The following is a 19,595-nucleotide window of genomic DNA, read 5'->3' on the forward strand; positions in this document are numbered from 1 at the left end:
GCGGCGGCCGGCGAAGCCGGCGTGGCGCGCATGCTGGAGCTGCTCGAGGACGAAGTGCTGCGCTGCCTCGGCCTCTTGGGTGCGACCTCGTTCGCCGAGGTCAGCAAATCCTGCCTGCACCAGGCGACCGCAACCAACGCGCCGAGTGTGTTCAGCGCGTTTCCGCTGTTCGACCACGAGCCGTATCGATACTGAGTGAAAGGACGCAGGTGACATCGCTCTCTCCCGGCAGCGCGGATGCGCTTCTGTTCGATCTCGGCCGCGTGGTGCTCGATATCGATTTCTCCAAGGCGATCGCCTGTTGGGCGGCACATGCCGGCTGCAAGCCTGAAGCCATCGTCGCGCGCTATGTGCGGGACAGCGAAGCCTATCGGTTGCACGAGATGGGCAAGATCAGCGATGAGGACTATTTCGCCTCACTGCGAGCCTCGCTCGGAATCGGCATTTCGGATGCGCAGTTCCTGGAAGGCTGGAACGCGATCTTCGCCGGCGAAATGCCTGACATCGCCGCGCTGCTGCCTCGCGCAGCGAAGCAGATGCCGCTGTACGCTTTCTCCAACACCAACCGGCCACACGTAGACCATTTCTCGAGGGAATATGCCGACCTCCTCGGCCATTTCCGCGAGCTGTATTTGTCGTCCAGCATCGGCTTGCGCAAACCGGATGCGGAGGCCTTCGACCACGTCGTCGCGGCGATCGGCGTGCCCGCCGGACGCATCGTGTTCTTCGACGATCTTGCCGAAAACATCGAGGGAGCGCGGGCGCGCGGCTTGACGGCCGTGCATGTGACCTCGCCGCGTGACGTCGGGAACGCATTGAAAGCATTGGGCATCTGACGACGATCTGCCGCCGCGAGACCCCCGGAGATGCGGCCCAACGCGACTAATTTTGAAGAAGTTTAGGAACCCGATCACTTTGTGCATTTTTATACAGAGTTCCCGGAACGGAATACCGTCTTCCGGACTCTAGAGTCCGTTGGGACTTCTACAGACGGATGCATCATCGTGTTGGGCAAAACCTACCTCACCAAGCAGGCCTCTCTTCTTCTTGAATTCGCCAGGACAACTTCAGATTCGGATCTTTCCGCCAAGCTTGTGAGCAAGGCCGCCGACCTGAAATCCCAGGCCGATCCGCTGCCCGACAAGGATCAGGGACCAAAGGCGCCCGACGTAACTCACGGGCAGCCAGGGAGCTGATCGATGCAGGCCGGGGCGCTCGTCGTTCTCGTCTTGCCATGACCATTGTCCTGCCGATCTGGCACGTTCTTCGGATCATGCCGCAACGCGCTTGATCCTGCCTTCCGGAACAATGCGGTGGGATGACTGCACCCGCTCGGCTGTTTTGCCTCTGCGCCCGCGCTCGGCTAGAAGACGTGCGGAACATTCGCCCGAACGTGCCGAGCAGGAGTTTTCGCCGTGGCCTTGATGCCGGTTTCCGACGCGCTTGCCGCGGTGCTGGCGGGTGCAGAGCCGCTGCCGGAGGAAATGATCTCCCTCGACCAGGCCTACCATCGCGTGCTCGCGCGTGACGTCGCGGCGCGGCGCACGCAGCCGCCGCAGGCGATGTCGGCGATGGACGGCTACGCGGTGCGAGCGGCCGATGCCGCGACGATCGATTCGGAGCTCACCATCATCGGCGAAGTCGCGGCGGGCCGACCGTTCGCGGGGATGGTCGGCGCCGGCGAGGCCGTGCGGATCTTCACCGGCGGCGTCGTTCCCGGTGGCGCGGACGCCGTCGTGATCCAGGAGGACACCGTCGCCGCCGGCAAGCGTGTCACGATCAAGGAAGCCGCGATCGCCGGTCGGCACATCCGCCCCGCCGGCGTCGATTTCCGCGAGGGCGACGTGCTCCTGCGCAAGGGAAGCCGTCTCACCGAGCGCGACCTCGCCCTCGCCGCCGGGATGAACCATCCGCACCTTGGCGTGTTCAGGCGTCCGAAAGTCGCGATTCTCGCCACCGGCGACGAGCTGGTGATGCCGGGCACCATGCCCGGCCACGGCCAGATCGTCTACTCCAACGGCTACGCCCTGCACGCGCTCGCCCGCAGCGAGGGCGCCGAGACCATCGACCTCGGTATTGCCGCCGACACGCTGGAGGCGACCACCGCCGGCATCCGCCGCGCCCGCGAGAGCGGCGCCGACATCCTGATCACGACCGGCGGCGCATCGGTCGGCGACCACGATCTGGTCCAGCAGGCACTGCGAGTCGAAGGCATCGCAATGGCGTTCTGGAAGATCGCGATGCGGCCAGGCAAGCCGATGATGCACGGGCGGCTCGGCGCAATGGGTGTGATCGGCCTGCCGGGCAATCCCGTGTCGTCCTACGTGTGCGCTTTCCTGTTCATGGTGCCGCTGATTCGCGCCCTGTCGGGCCGTTCGGTGATTCACCATCGCCGTGAACGCGCCGTGCTCGGCCGCGACGTCGGCGCCAACGACCAGCGCGAGGACTATCTGCGCGCGCATCTGGAGGAGCGTAACGATGGCACGCGCGTCGTTCTTCCCGTCAATCATCAGGACTCTTCGCTGCTTGCGAATCTCGCTGCAGCACAGGTACTTCTCGTGCGCGCACCGTTCGCGCCGAAGGCCGAAGCCGGCACGGCTTGCGAAGTGTTGCGGCTCCCCGTCTGAGCGTCCGGCAATGCGCGTTCCGCGAACTTTGCTCTGTTCACGGTAAATTAAGCAGTTGCGGAACATGTATCGAACATATAGTGTCCGTTCATGATTTGTTTCGAGCATGTAGCGGCTTATTGCCGAACTCTGCGTCTCGGAATCGGACGACATCAACCGGGGGACTTTGGTCGAGATGTTAACGCGCAAACAATACGAGCTTCTGCGGTTCATCAGTGAACGTCTGAAGGAAAGCGGCGTGCCGCCCTCCTTCGACGAGATGAAGGATGCGCTCGATCTGCGCTCGAAGTCGGGCATCCATCGCCTGATCACGGCGCTCGAGGAGCGTGGCTTCATCCGACGCCTGCCCAACCGCGCCCGTGCGATTGAAGTCATCAAGCTGCCGGAGCTCCAGGCAGCCGCCGGCAGCCGCCGCGGCTTCACGCCGAGCGTCATCGAGGGCAATCTCGGCAAGGTGCGTGCGAGCTCCAGCCTGCCCGCGGACGACGGCGAACGTCCCGTCGCGGTGCCGGTGATGGGCCGCATCGCGGCCGGCACGCCGATCGAGGCGTTGCAGACCCGCAGCCATACTATCAGCGTACCGCCTGACATGCTCGGCTCGGGCGAGCATTACGCGCTCGAAGTGCGCGGTGATTCCATGGTCGAGGCCGGCATCCTTGACGGCGACATGGCGCTGATTCAGCGCAACGAGAGCGCCGATACCGGCGACATCGTGGTGGCGCTGATCGACGACGAGGAAGCCACGCTGAAGCGCTTCCGCCGTCGCGGCGCCTCGATCGCGCTCGAGCCCGCCAACGCGGCCTATGAGGTCCGCATCCTGCCGCCCAACCGGGTGAAGATTCAGGGCAAGCTGATCGGGCTTTACCGGAAGTACTGATACCGGGCGTCCTTGATACCGGGAGTACTTCATACCGGAGGTGCTTGGCGCCGCGCGCGCTTCCGATCGGCATCGCCGGTCAGGGATTGGAGCGGATCATCGTCCGCTCCGGCTGGGTAGTCTTTCTGGTTCTGCACAGACTATCCGGCCCCTCCTTCGGCGCTGGCTCCTCGCGACGCCCACGAAGCGGAACTGGTTCGCGGCGCAAGTGTTCGAGGAAACAGCGGCCAGCGATCAAGCTCGACCGTTGCAGTCAAGCCGGCGATATTCGCGCACTGGCCTCCCGAATGCATCGCAACTCGCTTTGTTCCTATTGAATTCGGGAAAGATAATGTGATCGCGGCTCGCGGAAACCAGCCGCAGATTTGCCCACAACCAAGCAGAGCGTTCATGCTTCAACTCTGATAGAGGCCTGCGCCTCGATTAAGAGACGCGGGTTGCTATCCCAGCATGAGGAGCACCCGATGTGTGACTACAGCCTGCATGCCGTCGCGTCGCGCCCCGCCGAAGTCGGCGAGACGATCGTCACGACAAGCTTCCGCGGCACCTCGACGCGCGGCTTCGCCTCGGCAGCCGATCCGTCTGTTGCGGTGTGCCTGCTGCCGGGAACGGAGCTCGCCTTCACCGACGACGTCCGCTACGACAATCGCTGGATCTGGACGCGCACCATCAATTCCCGCGTGGGCAAGTTCGGCAAGATCGATCCGCACGTTCCCGACCGCCATCACGACGCGATCGAATTCCCCGACGGCAAATATGTGCTGGTGACGCAGCTCGTCGAAGGCCAGCGCGCGACCGTGCTGCAACTGCCCGTGACCCAGCCGGTGACGGAGCGCGAGCACAAGACGCAGATCATCGCCGACCGGCAGCCGACCGTCACGCACCTGCCGATCGGCTGACATAGCCGCCCTCCGGCTACGAGCTCGGAGGTCAGGATTGAATTGCCATCGCCGGTCGTGGCCGGCGAGTTGGTGTAGTTTGCGCCCGGCGAAATCCGAGCGCATGCACCGACCCACTGCGTCGCTCCGCACCGTCCGATCAATCGTCGGCCTGCAAGTCGGTCTCCGCCGGCGTCGCGTCCTTGATGCGGGGCGCGGTCGCCTTCGGCGCCAGGCTGCCGTCGAAATCACCCTCGCCAGCGCCGGCCGGCAACCAGGGGCGGCTCGTGCCTCTCGCCCTCACCGCCTGAACCACAAAGCCGTCACCACGCTGCGTTAGCGCCAGCGCGCTCTGGCTGGCGAGCCGCTGCCGATCGACCACCATCGCCGCGCAATCGGGCGGCGCGGGACGTGCCGTCACCACCAGCGCGGCCCGACTGCAATCGTCCGCGAGAGCGTCGACGCGCAGCGCCAGCGCGACCAGCCTCCCGTCGGCCAGTGGCGTCACGCAGCCGGATTCGTCACAGGACACGCCGTCGGCCAGCGAGGCTCTGCCGGCATCGCGCGGATCGGCGTCGGCAGCGAGCCATTCCTTGAGCAAAAAGCTGTCCTTGCTCGTCCTGATCAGGTGCAGATATCCGTCCCTGCCCCGCACCGCGACGCTGGCGCCATCCCCGGCAATCAGGATGTCGGGCTGCCGCGCCGACAGTCCCCAGAGGATCGCTGCCAGCAGGACCAGGGCGCCGGACCAGCGTAGCGGCGTGCGCAACAAGCCTAGCACAATGATTCCCAGGCTCGCCGCGATCAGCGGCGTGATCCCGAACGCCGGGATGCGGCCGACCGCGCCCGGCAATGCCGCGACCCAGCGCGAGACCGCGACCATCCACTCGATGCCGATCCCCATCAGCCACCAGAACACGCTGTCCAGCCCGAACGGCGCAGCAAGCAGCCCCAACAATCCCGCCGGCATCACCAGCGCCGAGACCACCGGCATCGCGCCGAGATTGGCAAGCACGCCAAACGGCGTGACACGGTGGAAATGGAAAGCGGCGTAGGGCGTGGTCGCAAGTCCCGCAATCAGCGAGGCCATGAACAGCATCGCGATCTCGCGGCCACCCCACATCGCAATGCGCGCGGTCGCCGAATGGTCCGGCGAGGCAAACAAATTGGGCATGCCGATCTGCACCAAGGCGACGAGCCCGAGCGTTGCCGCAAACGACATCTGAAAACTCGGATGCACCAGTGCTTCCGGCGCGACCGCCAGCACGATCAGCGCGGCGACAGCAAGCGTGCGAAAGGTGATGGCGCGGCGATCGACCATCACCGCGATCAGCACTACCGCCGTCATGAAGAACGATCTTTGCGTTGCGACCTCCGCGCCTGACAGCAGCAGGTAGAACGCAGCAGCGACCAGCGCGGCGGCCGCCGACCATTTCTTGATGGCGAAGCCGGCCGCAAGTCCCGGGATCAGAGCGAGCAGCGCCCGCACCGCGAAGAACACGACACCGGCAACGACGGCCATGTGATAACCGGAAATCGAGAGCACGTGGCCGAGACCGGAGATGAACATCGCATCGTTGACGGGCGTGGTGATCGCATCGCGCCGCCCGGTAAGCAGCGCGGTTGCGATCGCCCGGTTGTCGCCGTCGAGCGTCGCCCGGATGCGGGCATCGATCGCATCGCGCAGGCCTTGCATGAAGGCCGCATAACGCAGCCGCAAGCCGGCGGTCTCAGGCGGCGGCGCCACCGTGATCGCGCCCATCGCGAAGCCGGAGGCGCCGATGCCCTGGAAGAACATGTCACGCGAAAAATCGTAGCTGCCGGGCCGCACCGGCGCGAGCGGCGGCATCAGCCGTGCCTTCAGCTGAACGAAGCTACCGACCTCCGGCGCGGTGCCTTTGCGGACCGACAGGCGCACGCGCTCAAGCGTGACGTCGCTGCGTTGCGCCTCCATCGCAGTGACGCGCAGCACGAAACGATCGGTACGCTCGCGGATGTCGCGAGCCTCGACAAAGCCCGACAACGACACCGAATAGAGCGCCTTTGCCAGCACCGGGTGGGCGATGCGCGCCGTCTTCCAGGTCGCGACGGCAAAGCCGGCCGCGACCGCCGCGATCATGATGGCTGGGGCGAACAGCCGGCTCCGCCGCAACAGAGCCGCGCCAAGCAGGAGTGCGATGGCGGTAGTGGCAACGACCCACAGTACCGGCTCGTGATCGGCAGAGAAATAAAGCGCGATGCCGCAGCCAAACGCTACGGGCACCCACGGCAACAGCCGCCCGGCGCCAGCCTCGGCGCGTAGCCATGCGCGGAGGGTCTCGGCCAGCGAGGTCCAGAGGTCGAGGCCTGCAGGCGCGAGGCCGCCCGCGGACGCGGTGCGGCCCGCGGGCCACGTCCCTGCGATCCCCTGCGACCGTACCGGCCGGCCCGGCTCCGCCATTTCGTGCACTCGATGATACGCAACGAAGTCAGAAGCTACCGGAACGTGCAGGCGGGCGGATAGCGGTACGGATCAGGAACGAAAGGTTGCGATCGCTACTTTTCCTCTTCCATCGTCACAGCGACATCGGCCTTGGCCGACAGCCGGACCTTGTTGCCCTCGATATCGGCGACGAGGCCCTTGTCGATGAAGTGATGATGCCCCTTGTGGCTGCCCTCGCCGCTGTCCTTCTTGGTCAGCTTGATGCGATTGCCTTCGACCTTGTCGACGGTGCCGATGTGGACGCCGTCGGCGCCGATGACTTCCATATGCTCTGCGATGTTCTGCATGGTGGGTTCCTTATTGGGCCCACCCCAACGCGCGAGGTGCATGTTCGTTCTCTCACGAGGATGACGAAGTCGTGTGCTCCACTGGTCAGATCAGCGGCGCCTGCGACGAAGCATGGTGATTGACGATCTTCCAGTCGCCGTCCTCGCGCATGATGACCCAGCTCATCTTGACCGAGAAATCGGGGCGTTCGCCGGCGAGATCGAACGAGATGCTCGCGGCCATATTGATCAGATCAGGACCTGCCTGCGCCGCCTTCACCTCGGAAAATAACGCGCTCGGCTTGCGCCAGCGTGGCAGGCCGTTGAAATAGTCTGCGACGCCGTCCCTGCCCCGGTAGAGCTTTGGGTTGGAGCCGAAGAAGAACGCATTCCTCGCATAGAGCGATGAGAGCGCGGCCGCATCGAGCGTGGCGAAGCCGGCGCGCCATTTCGCGATGATGGCGGAAACGATGGCGTCGGCTTCGTTGCTCATTGTGGTCTCGCAGCTCTTTTCAGCCTTTGGCAACTTCCTTCGCGAACGTGTCGCGCAGACCGATGGTCCTGGAAAATACCGATCTGCCGGGCGTCGAGTCCTTGTCGCGTACGAAATAGCCCTGGCGCTCGAACTGCATCGGCTCGGTCGAATTGCTCTCGGCGACCGATGCTTCGACGCGGGCATCAGCGAGAATTTCCCGCGACTGCGGATTGAGGTCGGCCGCAAAATTCGAGGCGTCCGGGCTCGGATTGGCAAACAGCTGGTTGTAGACGCGGATTTCCGCGGGCACGGATGTTGCCGCCGACAGCCAGTGCATGGTGGCCTTGACCTTGCGGCCATCGGGCGCGTTACCGCCCTTGGTCGCGGGATCGTAGGTGCAGCGCAGCTCCACCACCTCGCCGGCATCGTTCTTGATGACGCCGGTGCACTTGACGAAATAGGCGTAGCGCAGCCGCACCTCGTTGCCCGGCGACAGACGGAAGAACTTTTTCGGCGGGTTCTCCATGAAGTCGTCCTGCTCGATATAGAGCTCGCGGCCGAACGTGATCTTCCGGGTGCCGGCAGAGGGATCGTCAGGATGGTTGATCGCCTCGAGCTCCTCGGTCTGCCCTTCCGGATAGTTCTCGATCACGACCTTGAGCGGCTTCAGCACCGCCATGCGCCGCTGCGAGGTGCGGTTGAGCTCCTCGCGGATGCAGAATTCGAGCATGCCGACGTCGACAACGCTGTTGGCCTTCGCCACGCCGATGCGCTTGACGAATTCGCGAAGGGCGGCCGGCGGCACGCCGCGGCGGCGCATCCCCGCCATGGTCGGCATTCGTGGATCGTCCCAGCCCGCGACATGGCCCTCGCGGACGAGCTGGGTCAGCACGCGCTTGGACAGCAGCGTGTAGGTCAGGTTCAGCCGCGCGAATTCGTACTGGTGCGGCTTCGAGGGCACCGGCAGCTTCTCGATGAACCAGTCATAGAGCGGCCGATGGTCCTCGAACTCCAGCGTGCAGATCGAGTGCGTGATGCCTTCGATCGCGTCCGACTGGCCGTGGGCATAGTCGTAGCTCGGATAGATGCTCCACTTGGTCCCGGTGCGCGGATGGTGCGCATGCAGGATGCGGTACAGCACGGGGTCGCGCAGATTGATGTTGCCCGCAGCCATGTCGATCTTGGCCCGCAGCACGCGCGCGCCGTTCGGGAATTCGCCCGCCTTCATGCGACGGAACAGGTCGAGGTTTTCATCCACGGTGCGATCGCGGAACGGCGAGTTCTTGCCGGGCTCGGTCAGCGTGCCGCGCGCAAGACGGATCTCCTCCTGGGTCTGGTCGTCGACATAGGCAAGCCCGTCTCGGATCAGCTGCTCCGCCCATTCATAGAGGCGATCGAAATAGTCCGAAGCGAAGAACAGGTTCTTGCCCCAGTCGAAGCCGAGCCAGCGCACGTCGGCCTGGATGGAATCGATATATTCCTGCTCTTCCTTGACCGGATTGGTGTCGTCGAAGCGCAGATGGCAGCGGCCCGGAAACTCCTGGGCGATGCCGAAATTGAGCGCGATCGACTTGGCGTGGCCGATATGGAGATAGCCGTTCGGCTCCGGCGGGAACCGGGTCACGATCTCCCGGTATTTGGCCTGATCGAGGTCGGCCTGGATGATGTCACGAATGAAATCGCGCCCAACCTCGTTCGCCACCGGTTCTGTCATTACGAAAATCCTGTAGGGAAATCAGCGGCCCTTCTGCCAAATTCCCTTGGCTGAGCCAAGGGCTTAAGCAAGGTCTCAAGCAACCCTTGGCGGTCCGCTGCCGGGCTTTAGTTATGCTCCGGTCCTGTTATATACCACCGCCTCCAATGCATAGGCCCTGCCAAGAATGACCTCTCCCGTCGTCACCCGCTTTGCTCCCTCGCCGACCGGCTTCCTCCATATCGGGGGCGCGCGCACGGCGCTGTTCAACTGGCTCTATGCGAAGAAGCACGGCGGCAAGATGCTGCTACGGATCGAGGATACCGACCGGGAGCGCTCCACCGAGGCGGCGATCGGCGCCATCCTCGACGGCCTGAAATGGCTGGAGCTCGGCTGGGATGGCGACGTTATCTACCAGTTCAGCCGCGCCGCCCGCCACCGCGAGGTCGCCGAGCAGCTGCTCGCCGAGGGTAAGGCCTATCGTTGCTACGCGAGCGCCGAGGAGCTCACCGCGATGCGCGAGAAGGCGCGCGCAGAGGGACGCACGCGCCTCTATGACGGCCTGTGGCGAGACCGCGATCCGGCGACGGCCCCAACCGACGTGAAGCCCACCATCCGGCTCCGCTCGCCCCAGACCGGCGAGACCGTGATCGAAGATCAGGTCCAGGGCCGCGTGGTCTGGCAGAACGAGAATCTCGACGACCTCGTCCTGCTGCGCGGCGATGGCAACCCGACCTACATGCTCGCGGTGGTGGTCGACGACCACGATATGGGTGTCACCCATGTCATCCGCGGCGATGACCATTTGATCAACGCGGCCCGCCAAAAGCAGATCTACGACGCGATGGGCTGGACGCTGCCGAGCATGTCCCACATCCCCCTGATCCACGGCCCGGACGGTTCGAAGCTCTCCAAGAGGCACGGCGCGCTTGGCGTCGACGCCTACCGCGCCATGGGGTACCTCCCGTCCGCGCTCCGCAACTATCTCGTCCGGCTCGGCTGGAGCCATGGCGACCAGGAAATCTTCTCGACCGAGGAGATGATCGCGGCGTTCGACCTCGCCAGCGTCGGCCGCGCAGCAGCGCGCTTCGATTTCGCCAAGCTGGAAAACCTCAACGGCCACTACATCCGCAATGCCGACGATCAATCACTCGTGAAGATGTTCGAGGACGTGCTCGACCACGTCGTGCCCAGCCGCGACGAGCTTAAGGCCAAGTTAAACGACACCACGCGCGCGCAGCTGCTGAAGGCCATGCCGGCCCTGAAGGAGCGCGCCAAGACGCTGATCGAGCTGATCGACGGCGCCTATTTCATCTTCGCGGACCGGCCGTTGGAGCTTGATCCCAAGGCGGCAGCGCTGCTGACGCCCGAGAACCGCAAGCTGATCGGCCAGCTTCATTCCGCGCTGGAGAAAGTCGAGATGTGGAGCGCAGCCAATGCGGAAGCCGCGCTGCGCGCCTATGCCGAGGAAAATAGTCTCAAGCTCGGCGCGGTCGCCCAGCCGCTGCGGGCGGCGCTGACGGGACGGACGACGTCGCCCGGCATATTCGAGGTTTTGGACGTCCTGGGACGCCAGGAAAGCCTGGGCCGGCTTAAAGATCAGGCCACGGAATAGGCCGAGGACCGCGCTAAGGACCCGGGCCCAAGGACCAGGCTACGACGTAAGTCGACCATGCGTGGCGCCATCTTGCAGCGCACACAGCAATAATATACCCATCTCAGCCGTACCTTCTGGAACATCCGGCCTGCCCCGCGATATCTCATCGGGGCCTCCGGGTCCGGCCCGTTTCACCATACATCGGGGACCTCTGATGGACGCAAAACCAAGCAATAAGACCGCCACACTGACGGTCGGAAACAAGAATTTCGATCTTCCGATCCACAGCGGCAGCGTCGGGCCCGACGTCATCGATATCGGCAAGCTCTACGGCCAATCCGGCCTGTTCACCTACGACCCGGGCTTCACCTCGACCGCGAGCTGCCAGTCCAAGATCACCTATATCGACGGTGACGCGGGCGTGCTGGAATACCGCGGCTATCCGATCGAGCAGCTCGCCGAGAATGGCGACTTCCTCGAGACCTGCTATCTGCTGCTGTTCGGGGAGCTTCCGACCGCCGCGCAGAAGAAGGATTTCGACGACCGCGTGATCCATCACACGATGGTGCACGAGCAGATGGCCCGCTTCTTCCAGGGCTTCCGCCGCGACGCCCATCCGATGGCGATCATGGTGGCGGCTGTCGGCGCGCTCGCCGCGTTCTATCACGACTCAACCGACATCAACGATCCGAAGCAGCGCATGATCGCCTCCATGCGCATGATCGCCAAGATCCCGACGCTGGCTGCGATGGCCTACAAGTACACGGTCGGCCAGCCCTTCGTGTATCCGAAGAACTCGCTGAAGTTCGCCGAGAACTTCCTGCATATGTGCTTCGCCGTGCCGTGCGAGGACTACAAGATCAACCCGGTGCTTGCGGATGCACTGGACAAGATCTTCATCCTGCACGCCGACCATGAGCAGAATGCCTCGACCTCGACGGTGCGTATCGCCGGCTCCTCCGGCGCCAACCCGTTCGCCTGCATTGCCGCCGGCATCGCCTGCCTGTGGGGCCCGGCGCATGGCGGCGCCAACGAAGCAGCGCTGGCGATGCTCGCCGAGATCGGCTCGGTCGACAAGATCCCCGAGTTCATCGCCAAGGTGAAGGACAAGAACTCTGAAGTCCGCCTGATGGGCTTCGGTCACCGCGTCTACAAGAACTACGATCCGCGCGCCAAGATCATGCAGAAGATGTGTCACGCCGTGCTCAAGGAGACCGGCCATGGCGACGATCCGATGCTGAAGGTGGCGCTCGAACTCGAGAAGATCGCGCTCAGCGACCAGTACTTCATCGACCGCAAGCTCTACCCGAACGTCGACTTCTATTCGGGCATCACGCTGAAGGCGATGGGCTTCCCGGTCTCGATGTTCACCGTGCTGTTCGCGGTCGCCCGCACCGTCGGCTGGATCAGCCAGTGGAGCGAGATGATCGAGGATCCGCAGCAGAAGATCGGCCGTCCGCGCCAGCTCTACACCGGCGTCACCCGCCGCGACTACGTCGCGATCAAGGACCGGAAGTAAGTCGAGCCATCACGGCTTTCGAAGCGGCGCCATCTCCGGATGGCGCCGTTTTTTGCTTTGCGCCGATACAATCTTGCTGCCGCGCACAACAACAAGTCGGCGCAATGCCTCGGCCGGCGCTTGACGTCGAAACGCTTCGCGCGCAAATTCTTACTCTAAGTAAGAATGACGACAGGGATGGAAATGCCGGAGCAGCCGAGAAGTCGGCGGCAGACGCGTGCTGCCATTTTGACTCATCTGCTTCAGTCCGGCGGGTCGTTCCGGCCGCCGCTGGCCAAGGCCGTGCGCCTGTCGGAAGCGAGCCTGTCGCGCATCCTGTTCGACCTGAAGGCCGAAGGCCTGATCGAGGAAGTGCGGCGCCCTGCCCCTTACGTCGGTGGCCCGACGGGCCTCGTGTCGCTCGATGGCGAGGTGGCGCTCGCGGCGTTTGAGCTGACCACCCAGCGGCTCAGCGTCGGCGTCGGGGGCCTATCGGGCGAACTGCACCACACCTGGCATGTGCCGCTACCGAAGACGCCGACCGTCGCGACCGTCGGCCGGGCGTTTCGCGAGGCGATGACATTGCTGCACGACTGGACGCGGCGCCGGCGCATCCCCCTCGCGCAGATCGGCGTCTCCATTCCAGGTCTCGGACGACTGGGCGCGTCAGGCAATCCGATCATCCCCTGCGACGTCGGGCGCATCAGCGAGATGTTCGGCGAAAATTTTGCCGGCGTGCCGGTCGAGTTCACCAACTCCGTCGTCGCGCACGCCATTTTTCACCGTTGCCGCACGGAGAACTATCCATTCAGCGGGGCGCATCTCTTCGTATTTGTCGGTCAGGGCGTCGCGGGCACCTGGATGGATGATCCGATCGAGGACGATGCTCTCCAGCCGGTCGAGCTCGGCCACATGGTGTTCGGAGCCGACGGACCAATTTGCCGCTGTGGTCATCATGGCTGCGTCGAGGCCTATACGTCGCTTCCGGCCCTGGCCGAGCTTCTTGGCGTCGCGGAAGCCGAATTGCTTCAGCTCGGCAGCGAATGGGTGACCGCGATGCCGCTCTCATCGCGCGTGCGGCAGGAATTGCGCCGGCGGCTATTCCGGCTTGGCCTTGCGATCGGCAACACGCTGAACGTGAAGCCCTGCAAGGGCGTCGCGATCAGCGGCTGGCCGTCGCTTCTCGCCGAGGACGATCGCAACGCGCTCGTCGAGGGGATCGACGCCTGTCTGTTGGGCGGCCGCAAGCACGCGCAAGTGTCGCTCGCTTTCGTGCCGCCGTCGAATGGCAACGATCCGCGGGCGGCGCTGGCGTTCGCGGCTTTCTGCCTCGCTTGCCGCGGCGGCATGCCGGCCGCATCGAGCGAGGCCGCCTGAGATACCTGATGCCGCGCGGCGCTCGCGCGAAAGAGTTCACACCGGGAGGAACTTGCCATGCCGATCACGACAACAAGGCGCCGTCTGCTCGCCGGATCTGCGGCCGCGCTCGCGCTGCCGGCATTTGCCCGCGCGCAAGGCGCGATCAAGCCGCGTCTGACTGCGATCTCGCAATGGTCCGCAGGCAGCGACGGGGCGGCCATCACGGCGCTCGGCAAGAAGTTCGAGGAGAAAGGCGGAGTTTGGCAGCACTCGCCCGTCCCCGGCTTCACCACCGAGATGATGAACAAGCTGCGTGCCCAGATCATGGCCGGCGATCCACCGGCCTGCTCGCAGCTCAAAGGTCCCGAGATCGCGGCCTGGTCGAAGATTGCCCCAACGGTCGATCTCGATGCCGTCGTCGCTGCCGCCGGCTACGAGAAGGTTGTCGCTCCAGACCTTGCGAAATTGCACAAGCCGGGGGGCAAGTGGATTGCGCTGCCGTTGCAGATCTACAGCACCAACATGCTGTTTCTCTCCAAACGCGCGATGGACAAGGCCAAGGCCGACAAGATTCCCGTCACATGGGCTGAGTTCAACGACCTCGCCGAGAAGATGAAAGCAGGCGGCGTCCCCTATCCCATCGCCAACGGTGGCACCCGCGCGGACGACGGCCAAAAATTCGAGGCCGCTTTGGCGGGCATCAGTCCCACCGCCTACCGCGCAGCCATCATGAACCTCGACAAGAAGGCCCTGGAGGGCCCCGAGATAAAGGCGGCCTTCGTACAGGTGCGCAAGATTGCCGACTGGATGGACCCCAACGTCGGCGCCCAGCACTTTTCGACAAATCTAAAGCGCTTTGTCGACGGCGACATGGGCATGATGATCATGGGCGGGTGGGCGCAGGGCGTCTTGCGCAACGCCGGCTTCAAGTTCGAGGACTTCATTATCGCCCCGGGGCCGAGCGACAATAGCAAGCCGGTCTTCCTGTTGAATGCCGATGCCTTCATATTCTGGCAGCGCAAGGAGCCCGATTTGCAAGCCGGCCAGACGCTGATGGCCCAGCTCGTCATGGATCCAGCGATCCAGACCATGTATTCGCAAATCACGGGATCGATCCCTGTGCGCACCGATGTCGATCTCTCCGGCGAAGGCTGGTCGGACGGTCAACGGCGGACCGCAGCAGCCCTGAAAGACGCGATCGCCAGCAATCAGGCCGTCCTCAGTCTTGCGCACAACATGGCGCAGGAAAACGGCATGACCGCAGCGATCATCGACGTGATCACGGAGTACGTGAAGAACAAGACGATCAAGCCGGAGCAGGCGGCCGTACGCCTCGCCGACGCCGTCGAGAGCTCACGTTGACGATCGCCGTCTCGACAACACCGGGCCGGCCGGCGGCCGCTGACTGGGTACGCCGGCTGCCCGAATATTTGACGATCTGGGTGCCGCTGCTGTTGTCCGCCGCGCATCTCATTGCGTTTACGCTGTGGACGATCTGGATATCGTTCACGCCGTCCACTCTGGTCCCGGTCTCGGGCTGGGTCGGTTTGCGCAACTATTCTTCGGTTGCAGCATCGCGGAACTGGCAGATTGCCTTGGACAATCTGCTGCTGTTTGGCAGCGCCTTCGTGTTGCTGAGCCTGGCGACCGGCCTCATCCTTGCGATCCTGCTCGATCAGCGCATTCGCGGCGAGAACCTGCTGCGGTCTATCTTCCTCTATCCTCTGGCGGTGTCATTCGTGGTCACCGGCACGGTCTGGAGTTGGCTGCTCAATCCTGGCCTCGGAATCCAGAAGCTGGTCCGCGACCTCGGCTGGACCTCCTTCCGGTTCGACTGGCTGATCGATCGCGATATGGCTATTTGGACCATCGTTATCGCTGCGATCTGGCAATCCTCCGGTTTCGCCATGGCGCTGTTCCTGGCCGGCCTCCGCTCCGTCGACGCCGACCTGATCAAGGCCGCGCAGATCGACGGCGCCGGACCGATCCGAATGTACCGGCGGGTCATCCTGCCGACCCTTTGGCCGATCACCATCACCGTCATCGTCATCCAGCTGCAGTTCGCGATTTCGACCTTCGACCTCGTCCGCGCGCTCACCAACGGCGGACCCGGGATCGCGACCCAGCTGCCGGCCCTCGTCGTCTACGACCTGATGTTCCAGCGCAGCCTGCTCGGACGGGGAGCGGCGGCGGCAGTGCTCATGTTGCTCATTCTTCTCGCGGTTTTACTGCCCTATGCAGCGTGGCGCTATGTCCAGCGGCGGCGGGCGATCCATGCGTGAGCGAACCATCGCGCCAGGCCGGATCCTGATCTATCTCGTCGTCTCGCTGGTCGCTGCAGCGTGGCTCGCGCCATTGGCTGTTGTCGTCCTGAATTCGCTCCGTACCAACGAGGAGATCGCGCAGGCCTCGATGATCGGCTGGCCGAAGCAATGGGCATGGAGCAACTACGCCGCGGCCTGGAGCGGTTTCTGCGTCGCCGAGACCTGCGCCGGCATCCGGCCGTACATGCTGAACTCCGCGCTGGTCACGATCCCCGCGACGATTTTCTCGACCCTGCTTGGTGCTGTCGCCGGTTATGCCATATCGCTCTGGCGCTTTCGCGGCGATAGCTGGATCTACGGCATCGTGACTCTTGGGCTCTTCCTTCCCCAGCAGATGCGCTTGCTTCCCTGGACCATCGTGTTGCGCGATACGGGCCTGATGAATACGCTGACTGGCCTGGTCGTGATCCATACGATCCAGGGGCTCTCCTTTACCGTCTTGTTCTGCCGAAACTACTACACTGCCATCCCGCAGGATTTGATAAGAGCTGCGCGCATCGATGGCGCCGGGTTCTTTCGTATTTTCTGGCGCATCATCCTGCCACTCTCGCCGCCTATTCTGGTCGTCACCGTGATCTGGCAGTTCACGCATATCTGGAACGAGTTTCTCTACGGCGTGACATTCACGACCGGTCAGCAGCAGCCGGTCACCGCCGCGCTGATCGCGTTATCCGCCGCGGTCGCCGACATCCCGCAACATGGCGTGCAAAGCGCGGCGGTGATGATCGCCGCCCTGCCGACCCTGCTGATCTATCTGATCGGCGGCAAGTATTTCGTGCGCGGCCTCACCGCCGGGGCCGTGAAATGATCGGATTGTCATGGCAGCCCTAAGCATTCGCTCCCTGTCCAAGCGCTACGCCAATCTGGAGGTGCTGAAGGGCATCGATCTCGACATCGAGAGCGGTGAATTCACCGTGCTCGTCGGTCCATCCGGCTGCGGCAAGTCCACGCTGCTCAACATCATCGCCGGGCTCGACCTCCCGAGCGCAGGCACCGTGGAAATCGGCGGACGTATCGTCAACGACATTCCGCCGAAGGACCGCGACATCGCCATGGTGTTCCAGTCCTACGCGCTCTATCCGTCGATGACGGTGCGCCAGAACATCACCTTCGGCATGGAATGCCGCCACGTACCGAAGGCGGAGCAGGAGAAGGCGCTGGCGAACGTGGCCCGGCTGCTCCAGATCGAGCCGCTGCTCGGCCGCAAGCCCTCGCAGCTCTCCGGCGGCCAGCGCCAGCGTGTGGCGATGGGCCGGGCGCTGGTACGCGATCCCCTGCTCTTCCTGTTCGACGAGCCGCTCTCCAATCTCGATGCCAAGCTGCGCGTCGAGATGCGGATGGAAATCAAGCGGCTGCATCAGCGCATCGGGGCCACCATCGTCTATGTCACCCACGACCAGATCGAGGCGATGACGATGGCGACGCGCATCGCCGTGATGCATCGGGGCGTGGTGCAGCAGTTTGCCGACCCTGACACCGTGTATCGCTATCCCGCGAATCTGTTCGTGGCGCGTTTCATGGGCTCGCCGCCGATGAACACGATGCCGGCACGGCTCGACGCCGATTCCGGCGGCCCGGTGGTCGTGATCGGCGCGGGACGGCCGGACGAGGTCCGCCTCCGCCTTGGCCAATACGACGCGGCGGCCCCCTTTGTCGGCCGTGACGTGGTGGTCGGGATCAGGCCGGAATGCATCGCCGAGGGGAGCCGCGTGTTTTCCGCCGATCCACCCGTCGTCGTCCACGCGCCGGTGGAGATGGTCGAGCCGACGGGAGCCGAAACGATCGTGCTGCTGCGGCTTGGCGGCGAGCCTGCGCTGGCGCGCATCACGCCGGACATCCGCCCCACACCGGGAGCCGCCGCCCCGTTCGCGCTCGACACGCGCCGCATCTGCCTGTTCGACCCCGAGACGGAGCGACTGATCGCATGACACAAACGAGCTATGCCGGCCTTAGGGATCGCGTGGTGTTGATCACCGGTGGTGCCAGCGGCATCGGTGCCGCCTTCGTGCGGGCGTTCGCCGCCCAAGAGGCTCGCGTCGCGTTCCTGGATCTCGATGAAGCAGCCGGCCGGGCGCTGGTCGCGGAAGTGAAAGCTGCGTCCGGGACCGGACCCTTGTTCGTGCCGTGCGACCTCCTCGACATCGACGCCTTGCGCAACGCCATGGCGCAGGTGCACGGATCGCTGGGCGACGCCGCGGTTCTCGTCAACAACGCCGCCAATGATCAGCGTCAGGTGCTGGCCGGGGTTACCCCGGCCGAGTTCGACTGGATGATCGGTGTCAACCTCAAGCACGTCTTCTTTGCCGCGCAAGCGGTGGTGCCGCAGATGCAGGCGCGCGGCGGCGGTTCGATCATCAACATGTCGTCGATTGCCTGGATGCGCGGCGCGCCGGGGCTGCCGGTCTACGCCGCGGCGAAGGCCGCGATCGTCGGCTTCACCAACTCCCTGGCCCGGTCGCTCGGGCCCGACCGCATCCGCGTCAACGCGATAGCGCCGGGGATGGTGATCACGGAGCGTCAGCGCCGGCTGTGGTACCCGGACGACCAGACGATCGCCGAGTTGCGCACGCGTCAGGCCATTCCCGACGCGGTGACGCCCGACGACATCGCGAACATGGCGCTGTTCCTCGCCTCCGATGAGAGCCGGCGCATCACGCGCCAATGTTTTCAGGTCGACGCTGGTCTCGGCTAGACCGTGAACCGAGCCGCTGTCGTAGAGGTCCGCTCCGTCTCCGACAGCAGCCGCGTGAGCGCACCTCACCTTGGGTCCGAGTTGGGCCAATAAGCGACATCGGCACGGAATGGCCCTAGTATGACCGTGGAGCGGCGAGCAATAAAAAGCGCTTACTCGCCCAGATGTTTACTGGGGACGCAAATGAACAGCGAGCAAAGCCACAAAATACACCTAAGTCTCGAGGATCAGCAGCGATTGCAAGAACTTCGGGCGCAAAAGCCGGCACGCAACACACCCAAACCTGCCCTAGCTCCGGGAGCGATCCTGGCTGACCGGGTGGCCGAAACGGTTGGCTCCTGGCGTTTCATTATCATCCAGAGCGTACTACTTGGCATCTGGATCGTTCTGAACATGATGGCATTCATCAATCATTGGGACCCCTATCCCTTCATCTTGCTGAACTTAGTTCTTTCCTTCCAAGCAGCCTACGCAGCGCCCATCATCATGATGAGCCAGAACCGTCAATCCGAGATTGATCGCAGGCACGCAGAACACGACTACCGAATAAATGTGAAGGCTGAACTCGAAATCGAATTGCTGCACAACAAGATTGACGCCTTGCGTGAGCAGGAAATCTTACAGCTACTCAATATCATTCAACGTTTGTCTGCGCACCTTGCGCCCGAGCTTGTCGCGGCTATCGAGGCCGAAGCGGTGCCGCATAAGGCCTAGGTGACCTTCCTTGTCGCTGGACCGTCAAGCGAGTCGCTGCCTCTAGGGATCGAGTGTTACGCGGGTCTTCCACAGTCGCGGACGGCTCCTACTCAATGACTGCTTTGAGTCAC

General features: G+C 64.0%; 19 protein-coding genes. 15 read left to right on the forward strand and 4 right to left on the reverse strand.

Going from position 1 to position 19,595, the window contains the following annotated elements; translation table 11 throughout:
- The 6 genes from IVB47_RS14965 to IVB47_RS14990 form a co-directional block, all read left to right on the forward strand.
- A partial coding sequence (locus IVB47_RS14965) for an alpha-hydroxy-acid oxidizing protein (protein WP_247462376.1) occupies nucleotides 1-195 on the forward strand: 195 nt, incomplete at its 5' end.
- 14 nt (nucleotides 196-209) lie between these two features.
- On the forward strand, nucleotides 210-836 hold the full coding sequence (locus tag IVB47_RS14970) for an HAD family phosphatase (protein WP_247462378.1): 627 nt from the start codon (nucleotides 210-212) through the stop codon (nucleotides 834-836).
- Between the two features lie 168 nt (nucleotides 837-1,004).
- A complete protein-coding gene (locus IVB47_RS14975; protein ID WP_027567129.1) occupies nucleotides 1,005-1,196 on the forward strand; it encodes a hypothetical protein in 192 nt (63 codons plus the stop codon).
- Between the two features lie 219 nt (nucleotides 1,197-1,415).
- On the forward strand, nucleotides 1,416-2,627 hold the full coding sequence (gene glp / locus IVB47_RS14980) for a gephyrin-like molybdotransferase Glp (RefSeq protein ID WP_247462381.1): 1,212 nt from the start codon (nucleotides 1,416-1,418) through the stop codon (nucleotides 2,625-2,627).
- A gap of 175 nt (nucleotides 2,628-2,802) precedes the next feature.
- The gene (lexA, locus tag IVB47_RS14985; RefSeq protein WP_027567131.1) at nucleotides 2,803-3,504 is read left to right on the forward strand and encodes a transcriptional repressor LexA; all 702 of its coding nucleotides are present in this window, start codon (nucleotides 2,803-2,805) and stop codon (nucleotides 3,502-3,504) included.
- Between the two features lie 464 nt (nucleotides 3,505-3,968).
- The gene (locus IVB47_RS14990) at nucleotides 3,969-4,403 is read left to right on the forward strand and encodes a hypothetical protein (protein ID WP_247462382.1); all 435 of its coding nucleotides are present in this window, start codon (nucleotides 3,969-3,971) and stop codon (nucleotides 4,401-4,403) included.
- A gap of 139 nt (nucleotides 4,404-4,542) precedes the next feature.
- On the opposite strand, the gene IVB47_RS14995 is transcribed toward IVB47_RS14990, so the two are convergent.
- The 4 genes from IVB47_RS14995 to IVB47_RS15010 form a co-directional block, all read right to left on the reverse strand.
- The gene (locus tag IVB47_RS14995) at nucleotides 4,543-6,822 is read right to left on the reverse strand and encodes a ComEC/Rec2 family competence protein (RefSeq protein WP_247462384.1); all 2,280 of its coding nucleotides are present in this window, start codon (nucleotides 6,820-6,822) and stop codon (nucleotides 4,543-4,545) included.
- A 95-nt stretch (nucleotides 6,823-6,917) separates the two neighbouring features.
- Nucleotides 6,918-7,151, reverse strand: coding sequence for a DUF2171 domain-containing protein (locus IVB47_RS15000; protein ID WP_007610829.1), 234 nt, complete (start codon nucleotides 7,149-7,151; stop codon nucleotides 6,918-6,920).
- Nucleotides 7,152-7,236: 85 nt separating this feature from the next.
- On the reverse strand, nucleotides 7,237-7,623 hold the full coding sequence (locus IVB47_RS15005) for an SgcJ/EcaC family oxidoreductase (protein ID WP_247462386.1): 387 nt from the start codon (nucleotides 7,621-7,623) through the stop codon (nucleotides 7,237-7,239).
- Nucleotides 7,624-7,642: 19 nt separating this feature from the next.
- A complete protein-coding gene (locus IVB47_RS15010; RefSeq protein ID WP_247462388.1) occupies nucleotides 7,643-9,319 on the reverse strand; it encodes a glutamine--tRNA ligase/YqeY domain fusion protein in 1,677 nt (558 codons plus the stop codon).
- Between the two features lie 166 nt (nucleotides 9,320-9,485).
- Here IVB47_RS15010 and gltX point away from each other — a divergent pair, with 166 nt between their 5' ends.
- The 9 genes from gltX to IVB47_RS15055 all read left to right on the forward strand — a co-directional run bounded on the left by gltX (nucleotide 9,486) and on the right by IVB47_RS15055 (nucleotide 19,482).
- Nucleotides 9,486-10,913, forward strand: a complete 1,428-nt coding sequence (gene gltX, locus IVB47_RS15015) for a glutamate--tRNA ligase (RefSeq protein ID WP_247289606.1) — start codon at nucleotides 9,486-9,488, stop codon at nucleotides 10,911-10,913.
- Between the two features lie 196 nt (nucleotides 10,914-11,109).
- Entirely contained in the window at nucleotides 11,110-12,414 is a 1,305-nt protein-coding gene (gene gltA, locus IVB47_RS15020) for a citrate synthase (RefSeq protein WP_027567137.1), read from the forward strand.
- A 177-nt stretch (nucleotides 12,415-12,591) separates the two neighbouring features.
- On the forward strand, nucleotides 12,592-13,770 hold the full coding sequence (locus IVB47_RS15025; RefSeq protein WP_027567138.1) for an ROK family transcriptional regulator: 1,179 nt from the start codon (nucleotides 12,592-12,594) through the stop codon (nucleotides 13,768-13,770).
- Between the two features lie 57 nt (nucleotides 13,771-13,827).
- On the forward strand, nucleotides 13,828-15,114 hold the full coding sequence (locus IVB47_RS15030; RefSeq protein WP_247462390.1) for an ABC transporter substrate-binding protein: 1,287 nt from the start codon (nucleotides 13,828-13,830) through the stop codon (nucleotides 15,112-15,114).
- The gene (locus IVB47_RS15035) at nucleotides 15,111-16,034 is read left to right on the forward strand and encodes a sugar ABC transporter permease (protein ID WP_027567140.1); all 924 of its coding nucleotides are present in this window, start codon (nucleotides 15,111-15,113) and stop codon (nucleotides 16,032-16,034) included. The genes IVB47_RS15030 and IVB47_RS15035 overlap by 4 nt, the downstream gene beginning before the upstream one ends.
- A complete protein-coding gene (locus IVB47_RS15040; RefSeq protein ID WP_027567141.1) occupies nucleotides 16,027-16,884 on the forward strand; it encodes a carbohydrate ABC transporter permease in 858 nt (285 codons plus the stop codon). Before IVB47_RS15035 ends, IVB47_RS15040 begins: the two co-directional genes overlap by 8 nt.
- A gap of 10 nt (nucleotides 16,885-16,894) precedes the next feature.
- Nucleotides 16,895-18,004: an ATP-binding cassette domain-containing protein gene (locus tag IVB47_RS15045; protein WP_027567142.1), complete on the forward strand. Its 1,110-nt coding sequence runs from the start codon at nucleotides 16,895-16,897 to the stop codon at nucleotides 18,002-18,004.
- Nucleotides 18,001-18,768: an SDR family oxidoreductase gene (locus IVB47_RS15050; RefSeq protein WP_247462392.1), complete on the forward strand. Its 768-nt coding sequence runs from the start codon at nucleotides 18,001-18,003 to the stop codon at nucleotides 18,766-18,768. The genes IVB47_RS15045 and IVB47_RS15050 overlap by 4 nt, the downstream gene beginning before the upstream one ends.
- A gap of 183 nt (nucleotides 18,769-18,951) precedes the next feature.
- Nucleotides 18,952-19,482, forward strand: a complete 531-nt coding sequence (locus tag IVB47_RS15055; protein ID WP_247462394.1) for a DUF1003 domain-containing protein — start codon at nucleotides 18,952-18,954, stop codon at nucleotides 19,480-19,482.
- The last annotated feature ends 113 nt before the right edge of the window (nucleotides 19,483-19,595 follow it).

The sequence above is a fragment of the Bradyrhizobium sp. 62 genome, assembly GCF_023073035.1.
Taxonomy (GTDB): Bacteria; Pseudomonadota; Alphaproteobacteria; order Rhizobiales; family Xanthobacteraceae; genus Bradyrhizobium.